Source organism: Blautia pseudococcoides, from assembly GCF_001689125.2.
In the GTDB taxonomy this organism is placed as follows: domain Bacteria; phylum Bacillota; class Clostridia; order Lachnospirales; family Lachnospiraceae; genus Blautia; species Blautia pseudococcoides.
This window is the reverse complement of sequence record NZ_CP015405.2, coordinates 4,486,398-4,511,046: the sequence shown is the minus strand read 5'-3', so window position 1 is coordinate 4,511,046 and position 24,649 is coordinate 4,486,398. Positions and strand designations below refer to the sequence as shown.

Below are 24,649 nucleotides of genomic sequence, written 5' to 3'. Positions count from 1 at the left end.
CACCCGTGTTTTTATTCTGCATCTATGCTGTAAGCATGTCACAGTAGAAAATAATAGTCCTAAACACCGTATTTCCCACATATATCCTGTCCTTATTGCGGAGCATCTCCGCATTTCCATGCAGGGCACAAGGCCTGCGGGTTCCTTTCTTTAAAAAAGTCCCATTGGCAGAATTACAGTCCTGCAGATAAATCTGGTTCTGATACAGAAAAATCCTACAGTGTTCCCCGGAAACCGTTACATCCTGGAGGCAAATTTCATTTTTTCCGCTGTCCCTGCCAATATGGATTCCCTTCTCCGGATCAAAAACATAGCTGTTTTTTCTGGCATTCTCTGTCTTCAGGCAGATCATGATCTTCTGCATCTGCGGTCTGGCCCCATGACTGTTCAATGGATTTTTTATGGCATAATTCAGGTGTTCCTCCTGAATGATCCTGCGCGCTGCCTCGTAACACTTCTGTGTTTCCCTGCCGTGTATGATTTTTCTGACTGCTGCTGCCAATCCGGCTGACAACAGCAATAAAACCGCTGCGATCATCAAAGCCGCATACATGCTATCACCCTGCTTCCTGTTATCAAGTTTTTATCCTCCTATTCTACTGAATTGATTGGGGTGATCTTCCCGTTTTCTATCTGGCATACATCCCACAGGTTACCGACTCCGTCAGGTACCTGGAAGACAGTTGGCTGTGACTGGTCCGGAAGATATATCTTCACCTCTGCCCCTGATGCGGAAATCTCTCCGGAACGGGTAAAATCATTTACACGGAACCGATAACTGCCGTCCGCATAGATGGTGGTAGTCTCCGGTCCGTATCCATTCCTGTCATCCACATCCAGCTGGGCTGCCGTACTATTCCCGTAACGGCTGATACTTCTTGCAAAATAAACGTACACGCTGTGACCGTCGGTTGTGGTTCCATCCAGATGGGAATCCAAATCTGTGGGATATGCCCCCCAGGTGAGGACGATCCGGATTTCTCCCTGAGCAAGCTTGGGGGAGAGTGGAAACGAATCTCCGCTTTGCTGTTCCTCTGCTGTTATCTCCAGGTCAAAGCTGTCCTGGATAAAGCCTTCTTTGCTGACCTCTACATCGTATGTTCCTTCCGGCAGCTCTGCTTTATAAGCACCCTCACCGTCTGACTGTACCCGGACGGTTTCCTGGCTTCTGTCACGGGGCATAAATCTCACATCAGCCCCCTGCAGTCCTTGTCCTGTAGTGGCATCCACGATGACGCCCTGGTACACTCCCTTTTCTGCTTCCCTGTCCGGCCTGGGAGGAATAATTTTATTCCATGCCGCACTCTTGATAATGTTTCCGTCTTTGTCAGACTGGATCTGGATGCCGCACTCCTTATAGCTGAATTTTACAATAGTAATACCTTCTTCTTTCATTTCATTCTTTTCATTATCTGTACATTCCACCTGGCCCCCGGCTATTTCCCTTAGACGTGTATATGTAATGCCTGATCCAAAACCCCTGAAAAGCAGTTCCACATTATCCAGACGTATGTAGGCGGGCTTTGCATCTTTATATGGAAAGCTGCTTTTGACGTCTATGGAGTTATCTTCTTCATCTATATCCCTGTAATAAAATGTACCTGCCAGCTTCGCATGTTTTATTTCCAGAACTCCACTTTTCATTTCATGAGATACGCAGTTACCAAATTCACGCAGGTAATCCTGATATGTATAATTAGCTATCTTCTGCATAAAAGCTGTGTTAATGGTGATTTTCTGGGATTCCTCTGCCAACAGCTCAATTCCTCCTGCAGTCTCTGTGCTTTGTTCCCCATCACTGCCGGAAGGATGCTTTTCCAGATAGTTGGCAAGAAGCAGATCTATCCTGTCACTCCTTGTATTGGCATAGCCCTTCTGCAATATTTCTGCTGCCATCAGGTATTCTCCCTGTGCGTCTCTGACCTGAAAGATTCCGATGTATGCATTCTCTGACTTCGGATCCTTTTCAATGGCAAATTCAAAGGACGCCACCGCCTCCTCATATTTCATCTCCTCCAGGTACTTCTGCCCTTCATTCAGGTGCGCCCTGTAGGCTTTTTTCTCTGTGGCATTTTTTATCAAAAACACTCCTATGACTGCCAGTACCAGAAAAAGAATTCCCAGAACTATAAGCAGTATGATATTTTTCTTTTTGTTCCTCATGCTATTTCCCCCCGTTTTTCTCACAAATTAGTGATTACTATAATCACAAGCTGGATCAAATTCAAACACAGAGCAGCACACAAAAGCCCAATATAAATATTCCTCCTATACCTGTCAATGCGCCTCCGTTCTCTGTTATAAGCTGCCTTATAATAACGGAACTCTTCATGACTGCAGACGGTATCCGGCCTTTCACCACTCTTAATACCGGATAACTCTGTCTGCACACTGCCAGCTCCCGGTTCTTCCATATACTGGCCCACATCAAATCCACAGTACCGGCAGATTCCCCAGCTATCGCCCACGATCGAATGACAATTCGGACATCTCATACGTTCTCCTCCCATTCATATACTTTTCTGAAATCCTGGATCAACTTCCTTTTTCTAAGGAAAAGCACAGCTTTTCCCACAGTAAACAACAATACCGATATCATTGTCAGCACACATCCCGCCGCAAAATAGATCTCCCCATCCATATCTTATCCTCACTCCCTGTCCATCTGTTCTATAATATTTTCCAGATCTTTCATGGCACTGTCAGACTGCGCTTTGCCGGAACGGTAGAGAATTTTTGCCTTTTCATAATATTTCTTCGCTTTCTCAAAGTCCCTCATCCCCACTTTTTTCTGTTCCTCCTGCTTGCAGCAGATATAGGAGAGATGCATATATACCATGTAGGAATCGGGATTTGACCGGGATAGATTTTTCAGCATATCATAACTCTTTCTGTATTCCCCCTCCAGCTCCCAAATGATGGCCAGATTAAGAGAATCTGTGAAGGAAGGGAGTGGATTTTCCTGAAGACGGACATAACAAGCTTGGCCTTTCTGCAGATATTCCTTATAATGCCTGCTTTGCTTTTGCTGCTGCGCCAATTCCAGGCATGTCTGCCCAATCTGCCGCAGGCAGCGTGTCCCTCCCTCCGCCTTGTATGCTTTTTCCAGGTAGAGAAGCTGGTTTTCCATATCTCCCTTTTCTTCAAAAGCCGCGGCTGCAAGCAGGGCACTTCTTCCCGCGATCTCTGCCTTACCTGTGTCTTCCAGTTGTTCCCCTATCTCTGTAACTTTGCTGTACTCCTTTTTTGTAAACGCGATCTCCTGTTTTGCCAGCAGAATATCCTCATCTTCCGTCCCCTGCATATCAGCCTGTTCCAGCACATAAGAAGCTTGATAGATATCCCCGCTTCTTGCCCTTGCAATGGCCTCATCCCTGTAATAAACTCCAGTCTTTGGATCCTCTGTCCTGGCCTCCTGGTAATAATCAGCAGCGGTTTCGTACTGTTCCTGTTCAAAACTGGCATTTCCCAGTTCATAAAGAATTCCGGCCTTCTCCTGACCATCATTTTCCAATATGGTTTTGTATTTTTTATTATTCAGCATATCAATCCCTGTTGATATGATAGTTTCGTTGTCATAGTTCTCACAGGCAGAATAAAATTCTGCGTAATCCTTTTCATAATCCTCTCTGCACATTCCCTTCCATCCATAGGCAGTGCTCCATATTCCCAATAGAAATAAAAGGCCGCAGCCCGTGTACAGGCATATGTTTAAAATGCGCAGTTTCTTATATTCACTGTCTGATCTGTAAATATGAAGCAGCGCTTTATGCATAGCGGCTGCACTGGAATAGCGTTTCCTGATATCCCATTCCATAGCTTTTCCAACAATTGCTTTCAACGCCTGGCTGTAAGGCAGGTCCATGGCTGTCACAGGAATAAATTCCCTGCTGTCCTGTGTGGGGATTCTTCCTGTCATCAGTCTGTAAAAGGCAGCCCCCAGGCTGTATATATCCATGCGCCCATCCAAAACTATACGCCGGGTGTCCTCTCCGGCCTTCTGCCGCACTGCTTTTTCTACCTGTTCCGGAGCTGCATACCACTTACTCATGCCCCGGACATCTGCTTTTTCTCTGCTGTCCAGAGATATATTAAAGTCGATCAAACAGATATTACCCTCTGGTGTTATCATGATATTTCCCGGCTTTATATCACTGTGAAGTACCGGTGGTACTCTGGCATGCAGATATTCCAGGACTTCACAGAGCTGTAGAAGCCAGCGTATCAGATCTTTTTCTTCAAATTCACAACCTTCATCCAGATAATGCTGCAGATCATATCCCCGGATATGTTCCATTACGGTATATACCTCTGTGCTAAGCTGAAAGAAATCATATACCTGAGGAAGACCTGTATGGTGAAGACTTTTCAGTATATCCACCTCTGTGCGGACATTTACCTGTCCCACAAAGTTGTCATGTATTTTCTTGACTACTACATATTTCTGCAGCCGCAGGTGATAGGCCAAATATACGACACCTGTTCCGCCCTTACCTATTTCTTTTATGATCTGATAAGTATTGTCAAGCACCTCTCCGCCGTAAAACATGGCTCATCCCCCCCTGCCGATCTGCAAAAAGAGGCTGTTGCATTTAAATCTGCAGCAGCCTCTTTGCTCAGGTCTCTTAATGTATATTGCTCTGTTATCTGTTCTGCTGTTTCCGTCTCATGATGATCACTACGATCACAGCCGCCAGTGCGGCCAGAACGCCCAGTGATCCAAAGAATACCGGTTTATTCATGTAGTACTGTACAACTATGTTTGGTGTGACCAGGACCGCCATCACCAGCGGCTGGGCTTTTTCACCGGCTTTTTTCTGCCCCAGAACATTTCCCGCTGCATCCTGGGCTGTGATCTCCAGATTCTGCCACTTATTGGCACTGTTGATCTGTGTCTTTATAACACCATTTAAATCTCTTAATTCCTCGTCCCGGTAAGTTTTCGTCTCACCGTCAATGGTGATGCTTACCACTTTCAACGACAGGTTGTCTTTGGCGTCAACCGTCATACTACGGTTGGATACTCTGTACTGTCCGCCATCTTCCACACCGGACACTACCACAGTGGGCGCTGTCTTATCCACGGTGAATTCCAGAGGAAGTTTCTTTCCAGCCTTCTTGACACTTTCATTGTTCATGCTGTTCTTTGCCTTGTCCTCAGAATACAGCGTAACGGTGTAGTTTCCTTCTTCATTGAAGTTGTCTGCCGCCAGCTTATAGTAGTATTCCTTCCACTGCACTTCGCTTCCGGATTTTTTCACCGTATAGTTGGTGTTCTCCTTTAGATTGGTAAGTTCGCCGTCCCGGTTGGAGGTGATCTTGCTTACATCTACATCATCCACATTATATTCCATGATACCCAGTTCTTTTTCCTGGTTGATGTATGTGTATTCCTCATCGTCTGTGCTCAGCCAGTCTTTTGTGTCATTGTCAAGCACATATACGGAACCGTAGCGGTTGACTGAGAACAAAATGGATTTTTCTGTGGCATTTCCTGCCCTATCTGTGACTTTTGCCGTCAGTTTATACAGGTCATCCATCTTTTCTTCCCGCGGGAAGTCATTGAGCTTGATACTCTCACCATTGGTGATGGCACCTGCCACCCGGCCAATATCTACAGAACCGTTATTGGCCCCCTCAATTTTGATGCTTACGTTCTTCTTGTCATAGTTATTATCCGAATATTTTACACCCGGAGCCACCACATCATTGTTGGCTGATTTATCTTTTACATCAAAGATCTGGACCTCTGGGGCGGTGCGGTCCACAGTGAATCTCTCCTGTGTATAATCTGCGGCAGCGTTGCCTGCCAGGTCTGTATAATCTACATCAAAGGTGTAATCACCGTCTGCCTCATATTTTATTGTAGCCGTGTGTACATCGCCGCTGTTGGAGAATCCGCTCACCGACGGTGCTGTGATCCCCTGTCCGAGAAGGCTGGCTGTAATGGCAGTCTTCACTTCCGACGCGTTAAAGTTGTGTTCCTTGACGCTGACTGTGGCAGTTCTGGCCTCTTTGTAGTAGTTTCCATTTTTCGCGTTATGATTGTCATAGGAAACCGTGATGACAGGAACTGTCTTATCAATCGTAAACTCGTCAGTCTGTCCGTACTCCGCGCTGTTGCCCCCAAGGTCTGTACAGCCGAATGTGAAGGTATAATCCCCATCTGAAGGGAAGGATACCTGGCAGGTATTCACAGCATCATCGGATACGCCTGCGCTGTCTATGCTCCAGTCACCAATGGAAGCCGCCGCACCGTCTGTGTTGGTAATCGAGAAACGTACATTGTTAGGGTCAAAGTTACGTTCACGGACTGTGATGGTTGCGGCGCGGGTGTCTTTGTAGTATCTGCCGTTTAGTGGGTTGGTGAGGTCCCAGGAGACGGAGATCACCGGATCGGTTTTGTCTATCTTTAGTTGTGTAACTTCGCTTTCCGCTTTATTTTCAGCAAAGTCCATAGCAAAAACCCGTACCTGTACATCGTTGCTGTTGTAAGTGTCCGCTGAAATTGTGATGATCTGACTGAACGTCTTATGGCCTTGTACTTTGTTGCTGCTGTTATCCATAAGAACAGTCTCTTCACTAGCAGAAGAATTCCCTGTGGCATTTACGGTATACCAAACCTTTTGCAGCCCTGAATAGGTATCACCTGATGTTGGGTCTTCTACATCAATCTGCAGTTGTACATCTCCATTAAAAATCCCATTCTGAGCCTGACTTAGATTCGTAACTGTTATCCTAGGTTCCGGGCTTACAGCATCTAACACAGTGCCTTCAATTGTATTCAGGTATGTAACATTACCTGCTTTATCTGTTATTTTTGCATATACGACAAATTGCTGATTTGGCCCCATAGGCACATTTCCGGTAGTAACTGTCCTTTCGTTTACTGCCGGTGCAGCATCTTCCCATGTGTTATATGACCGGATATTTTCATAAACATCCGTAAACGTTACATATTGGATAGGTTCTATTGGTGATATACTGTCACTTCCGGAGAAATCAACATTAATACTGTGATTAAAAAACCTTCTAAAACCATTAAAAGTTATACTGTTTAGTATTTTCTCCCATAACGGTTCATCATTCACATTAATAGTGCCTTCCGGATCTGTTCTGTCTATAGTAAACTCACTACCCTCCATTTTTACAGTATGACCTGCCAAATCCGTATAAGTGATAGACTGCGTGTACTTTGCCTCCTCTGTGTAATTAAAGTCATAAGTCCACTGTAATTTACTGCCGTTACTGCTTCCCTTCCATTTCTCTCCTTTTTCTATACCCTTATTTTCAGGAAGATTTGTAATGCCATCATTATACTGCGGATTTGAACTATTCCACACATCAATAGAATCATCACTCTTTTTAAAGTTTCTCTCTGCAATCTCAACTTTCATTGATATCTGTCCGGCATTTGTATAAGTCCTCTCAGCAATAGGTCCACTCATTTTTTTACCGTCTACATCGTAAGTCACCTTCATTACAGGAGCTGTTTTATCAATCACAAAATTTTCCTGCGTTTTTCTGATAGTTTCATTTCCCGGTATATCTGTACAATCGAAACTTATATTGCTATAGTGCTCATCTCCATTAAATACCAACGTAATAGTTTTAGACATAATATCATCTTTATCCATCACCGTTTTTCCCACTGTAACACTGTCAAAAATTTTATCTTTCTTACCCAGAGAAGATGTCATATTTCTAAGAGCCTCAACATCCTCTTCTTTTAACAGGTTATATGTCTGGCCGATCCCGGTATCCTCTGTTTTCATATGGAAATTTAATGCATCTTCTGAATCATCCATTAACAAATTCCAGTCACTATAGGTAACTTTAACTGTTCGTTTTCCGTCATAATAAACAGCCTCTTCCGTATCATAACGATATTCTTTTGTTCCATTTCCATTACTGAAATTAATTTTTATTTCTGGTGCTGTTTGATCAATAATAAACCGTTCTTGTTTACTGTCACCGTTTTCGTCTAATAATCCGCCTAAATCTCTGCAGTGGGCATCAAAGGTATAATCATTATCTCCATTAAACTCAATTTTTATAGTAGTCGTTCTTTGATCTGTTCTTAATGCCTCTCTGACATCCCTCTCTGAATCAACGATACCGAGCAGTTTGATACCAGGAAGTTTTGTCAATTTACTCAGACTGTAAACAGAAGCCTCCTCTTCACCTTTCCTTTTCAGAGTAAAGAATACACTGTCTTCATCCTCTACATTAAGATTTCTTTCTTTTATAGTGATTGTAGCTGTACGCGGTTCATTATAATAAAATTCATATGCAGGTTCTATTTCAGACGAATACTCTATATCCAGAGTGGGCACGGTTGTATCAATTTTAGTGGTGACAGCTTCACTCTTGCCTATATTCCCGGAAAAATCCTGTGCAAACATTTGAATCTTAACACTGTTACTATTATACTTGTCGGCATTTATTATATCGGTACCAGAGAAAGCTTCATGACTCTGTATCCGATCGTCAGAATTATCCATGAGCACTCTTGTCTCGGATTCTGTAACATTACCTACAGATTCTATCGTGTACCACACTTTTTCCAGTCCTGAATAGGTATCCCCAGCTTTGGGATCTACCGCTTCAAACTCCAGCTCTGGATTTTCTGTAAAAATTCCATTTTTCGCTGTCGTTTGGTTTGTAATTTTTATAGATGCTTGCGGCTTCTCACCATCCAGCACTACTCCATGAGTCGTTTTCAGATATTTAGCATTTCCGGCCTTGTCGATGATTCTTGTATATATAACAAATTGCTGATTAGGTTCTAATGATATCTCACCACTCAACGCCATGAGTTCCGGTAAGCTCTCTTCACCTGACAAGATATCTTTCCATTCGGAATATGACTCAATATCTCCATCATATGGATTTGCCAGCTTTATATATTGGAATTTTTCGATAGGTGATAAACTGTCTTCACCGGTAAATCCAACCCTGATTGATTTATTAAAAAATCTTGTAAAACCTCCAAAAGTTATACTATCCAATAGATCTGCCCAAAGTGGCTCATCACTGACAAGGATCGTGCCTTGAGGGCTTATCCTGTCAATTGTGATCATACTTTTCCCAAGTTCGGCTTCGTGTCCGGCTAAATCTGTATATTTCATACTCTGTGTATACTTCGCCTGCTCTGTATAAACAAATTCATAATGCCAGCAAACCTCATCACCCTGTATGGTTTTTGTCCAGTTTTCCGTTTTCTCTATACCGTTTTTTTCCGGTAAGGCTGTTATTTGATTGTTTTCTTCAGCAAAAGACCTGAAATCAATCTTAACATCATCCCCACCGCTAAAGTTCTGCTCCGTTATATCAATATTTAATGTAACAGCCTGTGCATTTGTGTAATATCTGTCTGTTATTGGTCCCTGAACCATTTCGCCGTTCACATCATAATAAAGATTAATTTTAGGAGCTGTCTTGTCAATAACAAAATCTTTATCCAAATTCCTGTCATTTGCATTTCCTGCAGAATCTATAGCTTCAAACTTAACATTTTTATAATGTCCATCTCCTTCAAAGAACAGAATGAATGTTCTCTCTGTTATTTGAGATTCTGCTATGTTATTGTCTTCATCAATCTTAGAAACTGTACTTTCTTCCGCCCGTATTCCTAATTCTCTCAGCTTTTCTATATCATCCTGCTTTAATAGATCAAATTCTTCAGGTTCTTCCTCATTACCTGTTTGTAAATGAACCTTTAGGCTATCATTTCTATTGTCTTTTGGAAGATTCAAATCACTGAAAGTAACTGTGGCTATACATTCTCCATTATAGTATTCGGGATTATCTGGGTACTGATATACCTCTGCTCCCTCACTCTGTTTAAATTCAACATTGATAGCCGGTGCAGTAAAATCAAACTTTAATTGTTTTTCAAACGTCGTTTCATTTCCGGCGTTATCCACAGCAATTGCTTCAAAATATACAAAATTAGAATTATATTCATCTGTCACATGAAAAGAGCATTCGTTTTCCATATACACATAGTTGACATCATTCTTTATACTTAAATCATTCCAGCTATATTCTTTTTCACTGAGATCAATGATCTCCTGATCCTTTAAAACTTTCTCTTCTCCTTTTTCTTTTTTGTATACCCTGTACTTTAAGCACTTTATCCCTGAGCTGATCGTCTCCGGTATCTCATCATTTACTGCCTCTACGCTGTCAGCTATCACAACATTATAAGTGATATCTGTTCCCTTATCTTTTATATTATAAAAATCAGGTATACTGCTTTTTATAAATACTACCGGCTCTTTATTTTCCAGAACCATACCATTGGAACAATATATTTTACAGTTACCAAGCTGGTCATATGCTCTTACGGCAAGTATGTAATGTCCTTCTTTATCATCCCTGAAAGAAACGGAACCCTCTGTATTGATATCGTCTTCTCCCATTTTCTCCCATTCTACTTTATCTGCCGTAACAAAGGACTGCAATTCTGCTTTACTTTCTGAGTAATCATTCAGATAAAACTTTGCATATTCCCATCTTCCATCCTTTTGCATACCCACACCATCATCTTTTATGGAAAATGATTGACTGAATGTGATGCCATCATTACTCTCTGTCTTACCAAATAAAACAAAAAGAATATCTTTAATCTTTGTACTGAGGTTTGTGGATTTTTTCTCTATTTCCCCAAACTCGACAATTGGTGCTTCTGAATCAACCTTCAGGTTTACCTCAAATGGATTACTGCACTTTACAGATTGACCATTATTATCACTGCTGCATAATGTAATGAACACAGAAGCCGATACGGTATCCTTAGACTCCGGAATGATAATATTACCATCCTCTATTCTGGTATTCTTTCCTGCTTCTAATATAATACTTTTATATAGGACAGCCCCTGGTGTTAATACCACAGCAGCCCCAAAGTTTTTGTATTGCACACCTTCCAGACCGCCTCTGATCCATATACTATTATCCTCATCAACATATGCATTATTGAATTGAACATACTTACTGAAATCGTCGTATCCGTCTATATCCATAGGTATAATTTTCAATGGATAATTATATGTTTTTTCATTGACTTTATAATTCTTACAGCCTTTAATAACATTTCCACTATCTTTAATAATGTTATTCTCATTTAAATCAGGTACAATGGCATCATACGGTGAATCCGAGACAAGAGTATTGTCTTGGGTCATATCTTTTACTTCCAGTTTTTTAACCCATTCATTAATTGCATCTTTATCTTTATCCAAAACTGGCATTTGGGGATTTTCCCGTACCTGAACAGCAAGTTTTGCCTCTTCTCTGCCATTCATAAATGGGCCTCCCGCCTTACCATACTGCCTGGTAACATACCCGTTTGTATTCAACTCGTCCTTTGAAACAACTTCCAGATCGATACCTCTTGGTTTGATCGTTATGTCGGCCCTGATAGTTTTGGGGCCATCTGGCCACAGTATTTTATAATTATCTGCGTCTGCATCCTGAAGTGTGATATCACTAACTGTTACTGTTGTATTCTCTTCTGCCTTATATTCACCTGCTTCTTCCTGTATCATCTGTATCTGTATATTCTTAACTTTAAGATTCACAGTATTTTTTGCATCTTTAAATACTAATTCGCTTGTATTGTCACGCACCGTCAAATTATACGCACGTTCCATGTCATATGTTTTCTCAACGACAAGCTTACTATTATCCTTATCAACATAGACTGTTTTAGCTCCAATTTGGACATTTATTATTTCTGTTGCCTGTGTCCAGGATTCTGTCTCCTGTCTTGTGACAATAATCTTTTCTTCGCCTGCCTTCACAGCTTCAATTGTGGCGGAATATCCATTGTTTTCATTTATCTTCAGGCATTGTCCTTCTACCGCTATAGTATAAACAGGGTTTTCCGCCTTACCTTTAAAAGCCTCCTTATCTATGGATATATTAAATTCATCACCATATACAACTTTCTCCGGTACATTCGCTGCAAAATCAATCTCCTGGCTGCCTTTATAATTTGCATTGCCAGTCTTACTGACTACGGCATATTTTCCTTCCTCTCCCGTGTATTCCGCTTTAAAGACATGATTTCCATTACTTGGAGCATAAGACATCTGCGCCACATTATTTTCAACAGGGACTTCTCCTATCAAATCACTATCACAATAGAATTTAACGGTTCCTGTCCCAAAAGTAATTTGTGCGGTTAATACTACCTTTTCAATGTTTACACCACTTAATGGGTCAACAGAAAAAGTCATATCCGGCGCTGCAATATCTACGCCTACCGTAAACTCCTTCTGCTTTGCTCCATACGGCGTATTCATGGTAACAGTTCCGGCGGTATTTCCACTTTTTACTCCTGTTACTATCCCTTCTGTTACCGTGGCAACGGTTTCATCTGATATTGTCCAGCTATAGGAAGCATAACTGACAGGATTTATAACATTAACTCTGTCTGAACTGTCAACCGCAACACTAACCCCTTCCTTATCCAGCACAATATCTGCCAGCACGATCTGGATGCCTACAAGGTTAATATTTTCCTCACCTGCGGTTAGAGAAACTACTTTTCTTTCAAAACCTTCTTTTTCAATTACCACCTCATAATTTTGGTTTGCTCCGACTTCACAGGAGAATACCCCTTCTGTATTAGTGGTCACTATACTTTCACCAATTGAGATCCTGGCACCCTCAACTGCAGTTTCACCGCAAAGTACCTGACCGTTTACTACTATTTTTGTTACTGACGGAGCAGGAGGTATCACATCACCGCTATCCCCTGCGTCTATTGGAGGTTCTTGTGTTTCCGGCGGCGTCTGCTGAGAGTCCTCTGCGGATGCCTGGGCCATACTCTGGGCACCTACCAACTCCTCCGGCAAGGCGCTGACACTAACCGGTTCCATCACCATCCCGGCGGTCATAGCAAACGCTATCAAAAACGCAGTCAGCCTTTCCGATAATCTTCTTTTCCCTTTCATTTTCCCTGTACTCCTTTTCCTTTATTTTGTGTTATATATTGAAACACTCTTCCGTTCAGCAGAAAATGCATATACACGGAAGTGGTAAATAAGAACATGGCAGCAAGTTCAAGTAACTGGTTTACGCCAAGAGTACGGATACAGTAAATGTTCAGACAAAGGGTTACGATCAGTATCCCATCTGAAACCGCTGCAAACCGGTTGCTGAAAAACCGAAGTCCGGAGGGTATCTTTTCCTTTGTCATGGTCTGCTTCAGCAATTTATGTTCTTTCCTGTACAACCAGAAATACAGGAAACACCCGCCTGCAATTCCCAGCCAAAATAAAACTCCTATTAAATATCCTGCCGCCTTCTTTATCCCCTCATCTCCACTTAGGGGTGTAAGCAGAACCGCCAGAGATGTAAGAGCAAAGCAGCCGATAGATATCCATAACTTCTTTTTCATCTGTTGTTTTTCCATTTCCTACCTTCTTAAAATATTACGATCAAGTTTCTTCATAGCTTCAGACTTGTCCTCTTACGGACAGTGCAGCAGATACACAGACTGGGGGAACAGCTACACCGTTTCTTCTGTGTGGATCAGCATCACGCTGTTAATAATTTCAAATCTTCCATAACGTTCATCCACATCTGCCTGGGCTGTCTCCAGGTCATATCCGCCTGTGTCCCCTGTGAGCACCTCTGTGGAATCCTGACCTGATGTCAGATCTGAAGAGGTCCTGGGATTCTGTATGACATTCTGTATATCAACTTTTCTCACCTTATTCAAACGTTTGCTTGTTCCTGCAGATGGGGCAGTCCTTCTGAGCTGGCCTGTACGCGCATTGACTTCTTCCATCTCCTTAATTGTCTTTTTTATAGAACGTCCAGTGCGAACATTGAAGATATTCCTTATATCAAATTTGAGAAAAAACATCAGGCTCAATACCAGAAAGAGAAGACACAGCCCCATGCATATTAAAAATAGATCATGAAACAGTTGTATCTGCTGTTGAATTTGCTGCATTAGGTGTACCTCCCTCCTCAGTCAGTCCGATATTACTCATATTAAAAGCTGCGCTGACATTATCGTTTGCCAACTCCAGGTTCTTTGTGATGTCCTTCTTGATTTCTTCTTCAAAGGATGCGTTGGCATCTCCTTTGTTGATCTGTAATTCATTTATCCATTTTTCTATATTTGCCAGCTGGGTTATCATCTGCTCCTTTGTGATGCCTGCTTCCTTGAAGTTATTGGCATTGGAGAAGATTTGGGATGTCATCTCTTTATAAAGCTGTAAGGTATTTAAAATATTATCGGAATCTCCTGTTTCTTCATCCACCATCCGTGTAAGATCCAGCCAATAGTCTGAGTATGATACCATAGAATCTCCGGCCTGATTACGGACTCCCAGACTGTCATAGTAGCTGGCGATTTTATACAGGTTCTTAGCCCGCTCTATATTCTTTGCGTTCAACTGGGCTGTGGGTTCTGCCTCCGCCGCAATACCCAGCCATTTTTTTGATGCCGCTTTATTTCCCACTCCGTTATAAGAATAGTAATAAGCTTTACCCAATTCAAAAGCGAATTTGTGGTAGGCATCCGTATCATTTTCCAGATATTCCTCATTGCTCCGATTGGTGTCACCTGTGATCCCAAGCATTTTACGTATTTCCTGTTCTTCGTCTTCTGTAAATTCACAAGCCGCGGCCTGTGGTTCTGTATCAGAAGCTTCATTATGTTTCCAAAGGAAAAAATCCAGAAGCTTTTCATAGGCATCTCCTTTGGAGGGATTCAGACGTATGGCATTTTCATAGTATTCCATACACTGCTGTGCGTCGGTTGTCTCCAGTGCCCCGGCTTCTCTGATATAAGAATCATAGGTACTTGCCGTAACCTTTCTTTCTGCAGTCTTAAATCCCACTGCACCAATCCCTGTTACCACCGTTAATGACGCCGTCACTAAAAAGGAGACCCATTTTTTGTTCTGTTTCTTTCTGAATTCAATATCCAGTTCTTTGTAGTGCTCCAATGCATACATGAGTTCCGCACAGGACTGATAGCGGTCCTCCGGATTTTTTTGAGTACACTTTAAAACAATCTCTTCCAGACCGGAAGAAAGAGCCGGGTTCCAAGTTCGTATGGGATACATTTCGTACGGAGGTTCACTGGGGTTATGCCCCGTTAAAAGATGATAGAGTGTTGCACCCAAACAATAAATATCTGTTCTGGCATCTGTCTGCCCATGTCCTCCGTACTGTTCCGGTGCTGCATATCCCTGTGTTCCCAGGCAGGTGGTATCCGCCACACTGCTTACCTTGAATTCGCGTGCTGTACCGAAGTCAATGAGCATGACCTTGCCATCGGGCTTCAGCATAACGTTGGAAGGCTTCATATCTCTGTAAATGATCGCAGGCTTTCTGGAGTGAAGATATCCCAGAACATCGCATAGCTGCTTTGCCCACTCTACAACATCCTCCTGTGCCTGGGCACCGTACTCTTTCAGAATACTGCTCAGAGTTCTTCCCTCTATGTAATCCATAACGATCAGGAAAGTCCCCTCCCCATCTATCACATCAATAATACTGGGAAGATTGGAATGGTTCAGCTTTTTCAGCAGGTCTGTCTCAACAATCAATCCCTGCTTTACCACCTCAAAGTTCTGTACGCCGTCCTTACGCACTTCTTTGATTGCCCACTGTTTATTAGCTCTCTCATTCATAGCCAGGTAAACAATGCTCATACCACCCTGACCTATCTTATTTAGTATCTTATATTTTCCATCAACAACTGATCCTATCTGCAGCATAGGCTCCCCCTTAATATGCGCGAATCAAAGCGACAGATATGTTGTCTTCTTCTCTTCTCTTTTTATTGAGTTCCGTAAAATAAACCGCACTCTCTTTCATTACCTCCTGGGTGGTAAGTGCCTGGGGATTGAGCCTCTGAAAAAATTCTTCCGGTGTTATCACGTGACGGAAGCCATCCGAGCACATCATAAATATACTGTCCGAAGCAAATTCTCCCACGTAAAAATCGGGTGCGATTACGCTGCTCGCCCCTACACACTGTAAAAGAACATTTCTCTGAGGGCTTTTCCTGGCCTGCTCCGGTGTCATACGTCCAAGCTCCATCTCCCTCTGCACCACTGTCTGATCCACAGTGATCTGCTGCATATTGTCTTTCAGCAGATATATCCTGGAATCCCCAACATTGACCGCATAATATAAATTGTCAATCAGCAGAAGAGCTACCGCAGTGGTGCCCAGACTCACGTGGCAGTCCAATCCATAATCTGTGATCTTCTTATTTTGTTCCAGTATAAGTTTTGTCCAGCTCTCCCGAAGGCGGTTTGGATCAATTCCTGTATAAAGAAGTTTTGGGAATTCTGTATGGAACCATCCGGCAAATGCCTTTATTAATATAGCACTGGCGACCTCACCTTTTGCGAGGCCGCCCATACCATCACAGATTACGCCCAGGAGCACCTGGCCGTAATCTGTTGCAGCAGTTTCCATAAACAATGAATCCTGATTGGTTTTCTTTTTAATTCCAACGTCCGTATGGACAGCAGATATATAATTCATAATATTCCCGTCCTTATCCCAGATGGAATTCAAATTCTTCATCAGACAGACGCAGAATGTCATTATCTGATAAAGCTTTTTCCTCACCCGGATTCACTTTCATACCATTAATAAAGGTATAGTTTGTGGAGTTCATATCTGCGGCCATGTACTGTGAACCCTTTCTGCTGATCCTCGCATGACATCTGCTGACCGATGTATTGTCATCCACACAGTAATTCACTCTTCTTCTCTCTTTTCCAATTGTAAATACAGGGCCGGTGATCATGATCCGCTCTCTGTTTTTACGCCGAATCAGATATGCCCCTGCATTGGCACTTGCGCCTAATACAGTTGTCTCTCCTGCGCCTTCATTCAGTACGCTTGTCTCCCCATTTTCGCCGTAGCCTGAAGGTGTTGTGGGCGGTGTGGGCTGGGGCGGCACAGGCGAACCGCCTCCGCCGGATGGAAGGTTTCTGGCAGGTACAGGCTGTTTTTTATTTCCTTTAGAAACCAGTACAATAATAACCACAATAACAACGATCGCCGCGGCTACCCCACCAACAATAACCCAAAGCCAAATTCCTAAACCACTTTGCTCTTCCAATTGTTTTAACGCATTATCGAGTTCCTGTGTGCTTTTGTCTACCATTTCCTGTGACATTTCATCATCTGCTGCCACATCTTTTGCATCTTCCAATTTCACTTCCAGAACGCCCATGCTCTCTTTGGTATACTTGGAGGCGTCTACTTTTTCAGCCTCTGCTATCTTGGATTCCAGGGAGGATTTGTTGACTTCCTCTTTTTCAGGTTCCTTGTTTTTCTCCCCCTCCTCCTGTTGACCATTTAAATCTGTATTGTCATTGTTAGATACAATTTTATCAACCGGTACTGTTTCTCCTGCACTATTATAAGTAACCCCAATGGCATCGAGCAGCTTCTTGATGTCATTGATCTCCATTGCATAATAATACTCATCCCCATTTGTCCTAAACTGGTTAATACCAATTACCTGACCACTTATATTGAGAAGCGGACCGCCTGAATTACCCCCGGATAGTTTCGCACTGTGCTGTAAGAACGGAGTTCCGTTTACCTCAACCTTCTTGGCAACAATACCATCTGTCACAGTAACGTCTGCATTGGTATAATAATTTATATCCTGTGCCAGTTCTGCTGCCTGGGGAAATCCAAGAGCATATACTTTCTGCGCTTCTGTTGTAGATGCGCTGTCCCCCAATTCCAGCGGTGTTCTGTCATAAATCGGTTCGCTCAAATCTACGATAGCAACATCCATCTCCGCACTGCTTTTTTTCACAGTAGCATCGATCACAACATCTCTCTGTACGACTACCTGTAAACGAATATCCAGCTTATTATCATTGACAAAATCAACCCCATACGCTTCAGATGCAGCCTGTTTTGTCTCATCTGACATCTGAACAACATGCTGGTTTGTCAGCAATACCTGGTCGCTGATCAAAAATCCGCTTCCGCCCTGCAGCGGATATGTAGTCCCGTTCTTATCTACATATACCAGATTCACCTGCAAAACACCGTTACGTGCTGCGTTGACGCTGTCAGATTCATCCGCCAGCACCGGTACTGTAAACAGCAGTGACAGGCAGACGGTCAGTATAACCATCAGCATTTTTTTACATCTACTCATTTCTTTTCCTCCCGTCATTTACGAATTTATCGTATTTTGTAATAATTATATACTTCCTGGAATGCCTTGTCAACGCTATAGAATATATTAATATGCACTATAGAGTATATTTCCGGAAGTTTTATGTGATCAGTTTATACTACTGACTCAATAAAAAGGGAACTATCCGACAAATAACATGTTTTGACTGACAGACAGCAAAAAATCCGGGATTCTGACCTTCAAAATGTCAGAATCCCGGATTTCTCCGCATACTCAATAGAATAGGTTATTAAATTATAATAGAAAAATTTAATACAGGAACACAGCCACCCCATAAGCCGGCAGCGGATAAGCAAAGGAAAAGTCCCTTCCATCGCATTCCTTCTTCACTGCCTTATAGACCGTCTGCTCCACCGGCGTATCTCCGCCGAATCTGGGGTCTTTGCTGTTCAGGATCAGCTTATACTGTTTCTTTTTCGGCACCCCAACCCGGTAATCCTCTCTGGCAACCGGTGTGTAGTTAATGACAAACAGCAGATTGTTCCTTCCGGTAGGAGACTTTCTCACAAAACTGAAGATGCTTCTCGCCGCATCATCCGCGTTGATCCACTCGAAGCCTTCCTGATTATCATCATTGGCATAAAGGGCCGGATATTTCTTATATAAAGCAAGCAGCTCTTTCACATAAGCCTGAAGCTGCTGGTGTTCCGGCTCTGCCAGCAGGAACCAGTCAAGCTCTCTGGCCTCGCTCCACTCCTGAAACTGGCCGAATTCCTGTCCCATGAACAGCAGTTTTTTGCCCGGATGACCGAACATGTAGCTGTATCCGGCCTTCAGGTTCTCAAACTTGTCCTGTCCCAGCCCCGGCATCTTGTTGATCATGGAACATTTCAGATGCACGACCTCATCGTGAGATAATACAAGAACATAGTTCTCGCTGTAGGCGTAACTCATGGAGAACGTCATCTTATGGTGATTATATTTGCGGAAATATGGGTCCAGCTTCATATACTCCAGGAAGTCGTGCATCCAGCCCATATTCCATTTTAAGCTGAATCCCAATCCGCCTTCCTCAGCTTTTCCGGTTACCATAGGCCATGCTGTGGATTCCTCTGCGATCATGACTGTGCCTTTGTTTTTCCCAAGGACCACAGAGTTCAAATGTTTGAAGAACTCAATTGCCTCCAGGTTCTTGTTTTCCCCGTATTTATTTGGTATCCACTGCCCTGCATCTCTTCCGTAGTCCAGGTACAGCATGGAGGCCACAGCATCCACACGGAGTCCGTCAATGTGGTATTCCTGGATCCAGAACAGCGCGTTGGCGATCAGGAAATTCTTTACCTCATTTTTGCCGTAATCAAAAACTTTTGTCCCCCAGTCCGGATGCTCGCCTTTTCTGGGGTCTGCATACTCATATGTGGGGGTTCCGTCAAAGTCAGCCAGCCCATGGGCATCCTTTGGGAAATGGGCCGGCACCCAGTCAAGGATCACACCAATCTTGTTCTTATGCATGTAATTTACAAAATACTGGAAATCCTCAGGCGTTCCGTACCGGGACGTAGGAGCATAATACCCTGTTACCTGGTATCCCCAGGAACCGTCATAGGGATGTTCCGCTATGCCCATCAGCTCCACATGGGTGTACCCCATCTCTTTGATATAGTCTGCCAGAGAATGGGCCAGCTCCCTGTAGTTATAGAATCCGTCCTCATCCCGGTCATTAAGCGGATGTTTTTTCCAGGAACCTGGATGCAGCTCATAAATAGACATGGCATCCTTCTTCTCATCAAATTCCAGGCGTTTTTTCATCCAGACAGAATCACCCCATTTGAATTTGGAAATGTCATATACACAGGAAGCTGTACCGGGGCGGTGCTCCGCATAGTTTGCATAGGGATCTGCCTTGAAGAGCAGCTTGCCGCTGTATGTGGTAATGCAGAATTTGTACAAGTCACCCTCCCGCACTTTTGGCACAAAGAGCTGGAAAATACCCATGTCATTGTCACATTTCATCACATTTTTGTAGGGGTCCCATTTGTTAAAATCTCCCACAACGGATACCGATTCGGCGTGAGGCGCCCAGACGGCGAAATATACGCCGTCTTTGCCCCGCTGTGTTGTGGGATGTGCACCCATCAGCTTATAGATTTCATAATGTGTTCCTTCTCCGAATAAATAGCGGTCCATCTCCGAGACTTTCATTGTTTTTCTTTTAGCCATAAGTCCTTCCCCTTTGTTTTCCTCTGATTTTACAGCACTTTAATCCTGCTGTAGGATTTCCAGCAGAACGCTGCCTGCTGCTTCTATTGTAAAATTCAGTCTGCCGTTCTCCGGCTCTGCTTTCTCTTGCGTCAAAAGGTTTACATAACTTTTATTATCCATTGGCACCGGCACACTGACCTGTACCGGATCTTCGTCATTGTTAATGGCAATGATAAGGCCTTCCTCCTCTGTAAATCTGGCAAAGGAAAACTGTCTGTTGGTAAGCAGCAGCTCCCTGTATCTTCCTTCTGCGAGACAAGTTTTATACTTCTCGTGTATTTCCCCAAGTGTCTTGACCCACAGCATGATCTTGGAATCTTCCTGCTCTTTTAAAGCTTTCTCAATGTCTACCGCAGGTCTGAGCGCGTGGTCCCCGCCATTATTCTTGCTGCCCTCAATTCCCCATTCGGAACCATAATAGACGGACGGGATTCCGGGAAGCATATACAGAAGTGTATAAATAGGGAAAATGTGCTCCTTCACGTTAATCTTACTGTAAATTCGGTCCACATCGTGATTGTCAACAAAGGAATAGAGCTTCAATCCCCTGTAGATACCCCCGTTTTCCTCAAATTCTCTTCTTATGGTATGTGCGATCTCGAAATAATTGTGGTCATTGTGACCGGAATAAATGCCTTTGTGAAGCTCATAGTTTGTGACACTATGCAGCATGTTCCGTCCGTCCTGGATATAGCGGCTGTAATCTCCGTGAATGACCTCCCCCATAAGCCAGAAGTCCTCTTTTTTCTCCTCTGTGCGCCTGCGCATTTCCTCCATGAAGCCAAAGTCCAGACAGTCCGCGCAGTCAAGCCGGATGCCGTCTATATCAAAGGTATCGATCCAGTAGTGGATCACATCCAGAAGATACCCTTTCACCTCAGGATTCTGCAGGTTTAAGTTCACAAGCTCAAAGCAGTTTCTCCAGGCCTCATAGGAAAATCCGTCATTATACGGATTGTTCCATCCAAAATTGATGCCCTTGTACCATCCGCAGTATTTGGAGCCTTCCCGGTTCTGCTGAATGTCCCGAAAGGCAAAAAATTCTCTTCCCGTATGGTTGAACACCCCATCCACCACAACCTTGATCCCCATCCCGTGGGCTTTTTCCACAAACCGGGCAAAATCCCCGTTGTCCCCAAGCCTCTGGTCCACGGACTTATAATCCTTGGTGTCATACCCGTGGGTGGTGGACTCAAAAAGGGGGCCCATATAGACTGCCGTTGCCTTGATATCCGCAAGATGCGGCAGCCATTTTTCCAGCTCCTCGAAACGGTGTACAACGCCTTCCTCTTTATTCACCCTGGGGGCGCCCGTCATCCCGATAGGGTACATATGGTAAAATACTGCCTCTTCATACCATTTTGCCATTCTTATTTCCTCCTTTTCCCGGCTCTGCTTCATACTGCAGGCCCAGACAAACCATGCAGGAACGCCATTTCCTTACTACGAATATATTCCATACATAAACTGATGCACGATCTCATATGTGGTCTCATCAGAAATTTCAAATCTTTCATCCTCGGAAAGCCCGTAGCTCACTGTCATAATATGATGGTTGAGCACACCTGTAAATCCCACGGCAAATAATTCCTGCCGCCCCCGCATGTTCCCCAATTGGGGGGACGCATCCTCAAAAATCTTAACAATGATCTTATAATACCTCTCAATAAGAGGTGAAACCGTTTTATAGGCCTCATTTTCCCTGCCGGAATAAAACAGAGACAGCATGAATAAATAGAATTTCTGGTTGGATGCAGCATAGTCAAAAAAGGTACGGGCTGCCTGATAAAGCACCCCCGGCAGACTCTCCCCCGGCTTCGCAATATCAATGAGCCTGCTCTCAAACTCCTGATAACCCGCCTCCAGCAGATTCTGCAAAAGTCCCAGCTTGCTTCCAAAATAGTAATATAAAGTTGGCTTTGATATCCCTGCCTTATCCACGATTTCCTGAACGCCTACAGCATCATATCCCTTGGCATAAAACAGATCAAGCGCTGACTTTAAGATCAATTCTTTATTATCCATAACTGCCTCCCGGCTGTCCTGCATTGTATCTAACTTTTGTTTTTATTCTCCATTATTTGTTCTGCCTATTATTATACCAATCGGTATACAAAAAATCAAGAGGGTGTTGTAAAATCTGCTCACCTGTGATCCCATTTTAACGCACAGGATCCATTCGATTTCCTGCGTCATTCATTCCAAAGGGGAATCAAACACAGGGCGCAAGACGAAGAAACCTCCTGCACACAGAAAAAGGTTCCCGGGATTTACTCCCAAGAACCTTCTAAATTATCATATTCCAAAAAGCTTCCCTGCATTTTCCCTGGTGACATCCACTACAGTCTCATAAGAGACACCTTTTATATCTGCAATCTCCTCCGCCACATAAGTCAGATACGCGGAACAGTTTCTATGCCTCCTGTACGGCTCCGGCGCCAGATATGGGGCATCTGTCTCCAGCAGCAGATATTCCAGCGGCGCGTACTCTACCACGTCCTTCAGCCGTTTTCCGTTCTTGAACGTGACAACTCCGCCTACACCCAGATAATATCCCATATTCATGTATTCCTTTGCCTGCTCCACGGAGTAGGAATAACAGTGGATCACCCCTTTCAGGTTATCTGCCCTCTCGGCTTTCATAATATCCAGGGTGTCTTTAGCCGCATCACGGCTGTGGACAATAATAGGAAGTTTTGTCTCCTTCGCCAGATCCATTTGACGGATAAACCATTTTTTCTGGATATCATGGTGTTGCTTATCCCAGTAATAATCCAGGCCAATCTCACCGATGGCCACCACTTTCGGAAGGTCACACAGGCTTCTGAGCCATTTTATTTTCTCTTCGTCCAGGGTCCCCACCTCGTCAGGATGAACGCCCACCGCGCCGTAGACAAAAGGATATTTCTCGGTCAGCTTAACCGTATCCTCCACCCCCCGCAGGCTGGCGCCCACATTGATGATCTTTTCGATGCCGTGCTTTGCCAGGGAGGGAAGCAGGCTGTCCCTATCCCCGTCAAAGGCCTGGTCATCGTAATGTGCATGTGTCTCAAATATCATGGATTTTCCGCTCCTTCAACTTCTTGTAAACAGTCTGGCGGAACAGCGCATAGACAACCGATGTAAGCGGTATGAAGATCAGCATACCCACAACCCCCATCAGACTGCCGCCCACGGTGACTGCCACCAGTACCCAGATGGAGGGAAGCCCCACGGAATTTCCCACCACATGGGGATATATCAGATTGCCTTCAACCTGCTGCAGCACCAGAAACAGCACAATAAATGCCAGCCCTTTCATAGGGTCTACCACCAGGATCAAAAAAGTACCTACAACACAGCCGATAAAAGCCCCAAAAATAGGAATCAGCGCCGTAAACGCGATCAGGATTCCAATGAGCATAGCATACGGGAACCGCAGCAGCGTCATGGATACAAAAAACATGGTTCCCAGAATGGCGGCCTCCAGGCACTGTCCTGTAACAAAGCTAGCAAAAGTCCTGTAACTGAGAGAACACACGTCCAGAACTTTCTTCACAGCTTTCGCAGACAAAAATGCATAGAAGACTTTCTGGATCTGCACCGTCAGCTTCTCCTTCTGCAAAAGAATATACACGGCAAATACAAGGGCAATGAAGAAGTTCATAAGTACATTGACCACCGTACGGGCCATTGCCATAGTGGAATTGAGCACATTTCCGGCACCGTTTTTCAGGAAGTCAACCGCTGCTCCGATCAGGGAATTCCAGTCAAACTCCAAGTTCTGAATCCATTCTGCAATCTGCTTATTGTTATGGAAGGTTTCCACAGCCCAGGTCTGGAGCTTTGGAATAGCGGCTTCTATGCTGGCACTGACACTCATAAAGGTCTGCCCCATTTCCGGGACTACCACAAGAATGACAACGAGCACTACGCCCACAACTAATATAAGGGACAGGATCAGACTCAGGGGCCTTCCCAGCTTCTTCATCTTTCCTTTACTCTCAGCACTTCCAAAGAGTTTCTTCTCCAGAAAACTCATGGGCACATTCAGGACAAAGGCAAACGCAGCACCCAGAAGGAAAGGATAGGCAATCCCAACCAGGAAACGGGCAAAAACCAACAGCACATCCGCCTTCTGTATTCCCACGTAGACTACCACAGCAAACAGGATCAGAAACATAAGATTCTTTATATCTTTTTTATTCAGGTTCATACTTCTCCTCTCCTTCTCCCCTCTTGCTA

At 43.8% G+C, this 24,649-nt stretch carries 16 protein-coding genes; all 16 read right to left on the bottom strand.

What is annotated here, in order from left to right; translation table 11 throughout:
* Positions 1 to 22: 22 nt before the first annotated feature.
* Positions 23 to 553 (bottom strand): FHA domain-containing protein, encoded by a 531-nt coding sequence (locus tag A4V09_RS21145; protein WP_065544062.1) that lies wholly within the window; start codon positions 551 to 553, stop codon positions 23 to 25.
* Between the two features lie 38 nt (positions 554 to 591).
* The gene (locus A4V09_RS21140; protein WP_065544061.1) at positions 592 to 2,163 is read right to left on the bottom strand and encodes a carboxypeptidase regulatory-like domain-containing protein; all 1,572 of its coding nucleotides are present in this window, start codon (positions 2,161 to 2,163) and stop codon (positions 592 to 594) included.
* A 20-nt stretch (positions 2,164 to 2,183) separates the two neighbouring features.
* A complete protein-coding gene (locus A4V09_RS21135) occupies positions 2,184 to 2,495 on the bottom strand; it encodes a hypothetical protein (protein WP_065544060.1) in 312 nt (103 codons plus the stop codon).
* A complete protein-coding gene (locus A4V09_RS24700; protein WP_157123538.1) occupies positions 2,492 to 2,641 on the bottom strand; it encodes a hypothetical protein in 150 nt (49 codons plus the stop codon). The genes A4V09_RS21135 and A4V09_RS24700 overlap by 4 nt, the downstream gene beginning before the upstream one ends.
* A gap of 9 nt (positions 2,642 to 2,650) precedes the next feature.
* The gene (locus A4V09_RS21130; protein WP_065544059.1) at positions 2,651 to 4,549 is read right to left on the bottom strand and encodes a protein kinase domain-containing protein; all 1,899 of its coding nucleotides are present in this window, start codon (positions 4,547 to 4,549) and stop codon (positions 2,651 to 2,653) included.
* Positions 4,550 to 4,643: 94 nt separating this feature from the next.
* A complete protein-coding gene (locus A4V09_RS21125; RefSeq protein ID WP_065544058.1) occupies positions 4,644 to 12,968 on the bottom strand; it encodes an Ig-like domain-containing protein in 8,325 nt (2,774 codons plus the stop codon).
* Positions 12,965 to 13,429 carry a hypothetical protein gene (locus A4V09_RS21120; protein ID WP_065544057.1) on the bottom strand — a complete coding sequence of 155 codons (465 nt, stop codon included), beginning with the start codon at positions 13,427 to 13,429 and terminating at the stop codon, positions 12,965 to 12,967. The genes A4V09_RS21125 and A4V09_RS21120 overlap by 4 nt, the downstream gene beginning before the upstream one ends.
* A gap of 96 nt (positions 13,430 to 13,525) precedes the next feature.
* On the bottom strand, positions 13,526 to 13,975 hold the full coding sequence (locus A4V09_RS21115; protein WP_065544056.1) for a hypothetical protein: 450 nt from the start codon (positions 13,973 to 13,975) through the stop codon (positions 13,526 to 13,528).
* Positions 13,938 to 15,755 carry a serine/threonine protein kinase gene (locus A4V09_RS21110; RefSeq protein WP_065544055.1) on the bottom strand — a complete coding sequence of 606 codons (1,818 nt, stop codon included), beginning with the start codon at positions 15,753 to 15,755 and terminating at the stop codon, positions 13,938 to 13,940. Before A4V09_RS21110 ends, A4V09_RS21115 begins: the two co-directional genes overlap by 38 nt.
* A gap of 10 nt (positions 15,756 to 15,765) precedes the next feature.
* Positions 15,766 to 16,533, bottom strand: coding sequence for a PP2C family protein-serine/threonine phosphatase (locus tag A4V09_RS21105; RefSeq protein WP_065544905.1), 768 nt, complete (start codon positions 16,531 to 16,533; stop codon positions 15,766 to 15,768).
* Positions 16,534 to 16,546: 13 nt separating this feature from the next.
* Positions 16,547 to 18,181 carry a trypsin-like peptidase domain-containing protein gene (locus A4V09_RS21100; protein WP_065544054.1) on the bottom strand — a complete coding sequence of 545 codons (1,635 nt, stop codon included), beginning with the start codon at positions 18,179 to 18,181 and terminating at the stop codon, positions 16,547 to 16,549.
* Positions 18,182 to 18,472: 291 nt separating this feature from the next.
* A complete protein-coding gene (glgB, locus tag A4V09_RS21095) occupies positions 18,473 to 20,383 on the bottom strand; it encodes a 1,4-alpha-glucan branching protein GlgB (protein ID WP_065544053.1) in 1,911 nt (636 codons plus the stop codon).
* 39 nt (positions 20,384 to 20,422) lie between these two features.
* Complete coding sequence (locus A4V09_RS21090) at positions 20,423 to 21,793, bottom strand: alpha-amylase family glycosyl hydrolase (RefSeq protein WP_065544052.1); 1,371 nt, start codon at positions 21,791 to 21,793, stop codon at positions 20,423 to 20,425.
* A gap of 75 nt (positions 21,794 to 21,868) precedes the next feature.
* Positions 21,869 to 22,450 (bottom strand): TetR/AcrR family transcriptional regulator, encoded by a 582-nt coding sequence (locus A4V09_RS21085; protein ID WP_065544904.1) that lies wholly within the window; start codon positions 22,448 to 22,450, stop codon positions 21,869 to 21,871.
* Positions 22,451 to 22,720: 270 nt separating this feature from the next.
* Positions 22,721 to 23,485 (bottom strand): TatD family hydrolase, encoded by a 765-nt coding sequence (locus tag A4V09_RS21080; protein ID WP_065544051.1) that lies wholly within the window; start codon positions 23,483 to 23,485, stop codon positions 22,721 to 22,723.
* Positions 23,475 to 24,620, bottom strand: coding sequence for an AI-2E family transporter (locus A4V09_RS21075; protein WP_065544050.1), 1,146 nt, complete (start codon positions 24,618 to 24,620; stop codon positions 23,475 to 23,477). Before A4V09_RS21075 ends, A4V09_RS21080 begins: the two co-directional genes overlap by 11 nt.
* Between the last annotated feature and the right edge of the window lie 29 nt (positions 24,621 to 24,649).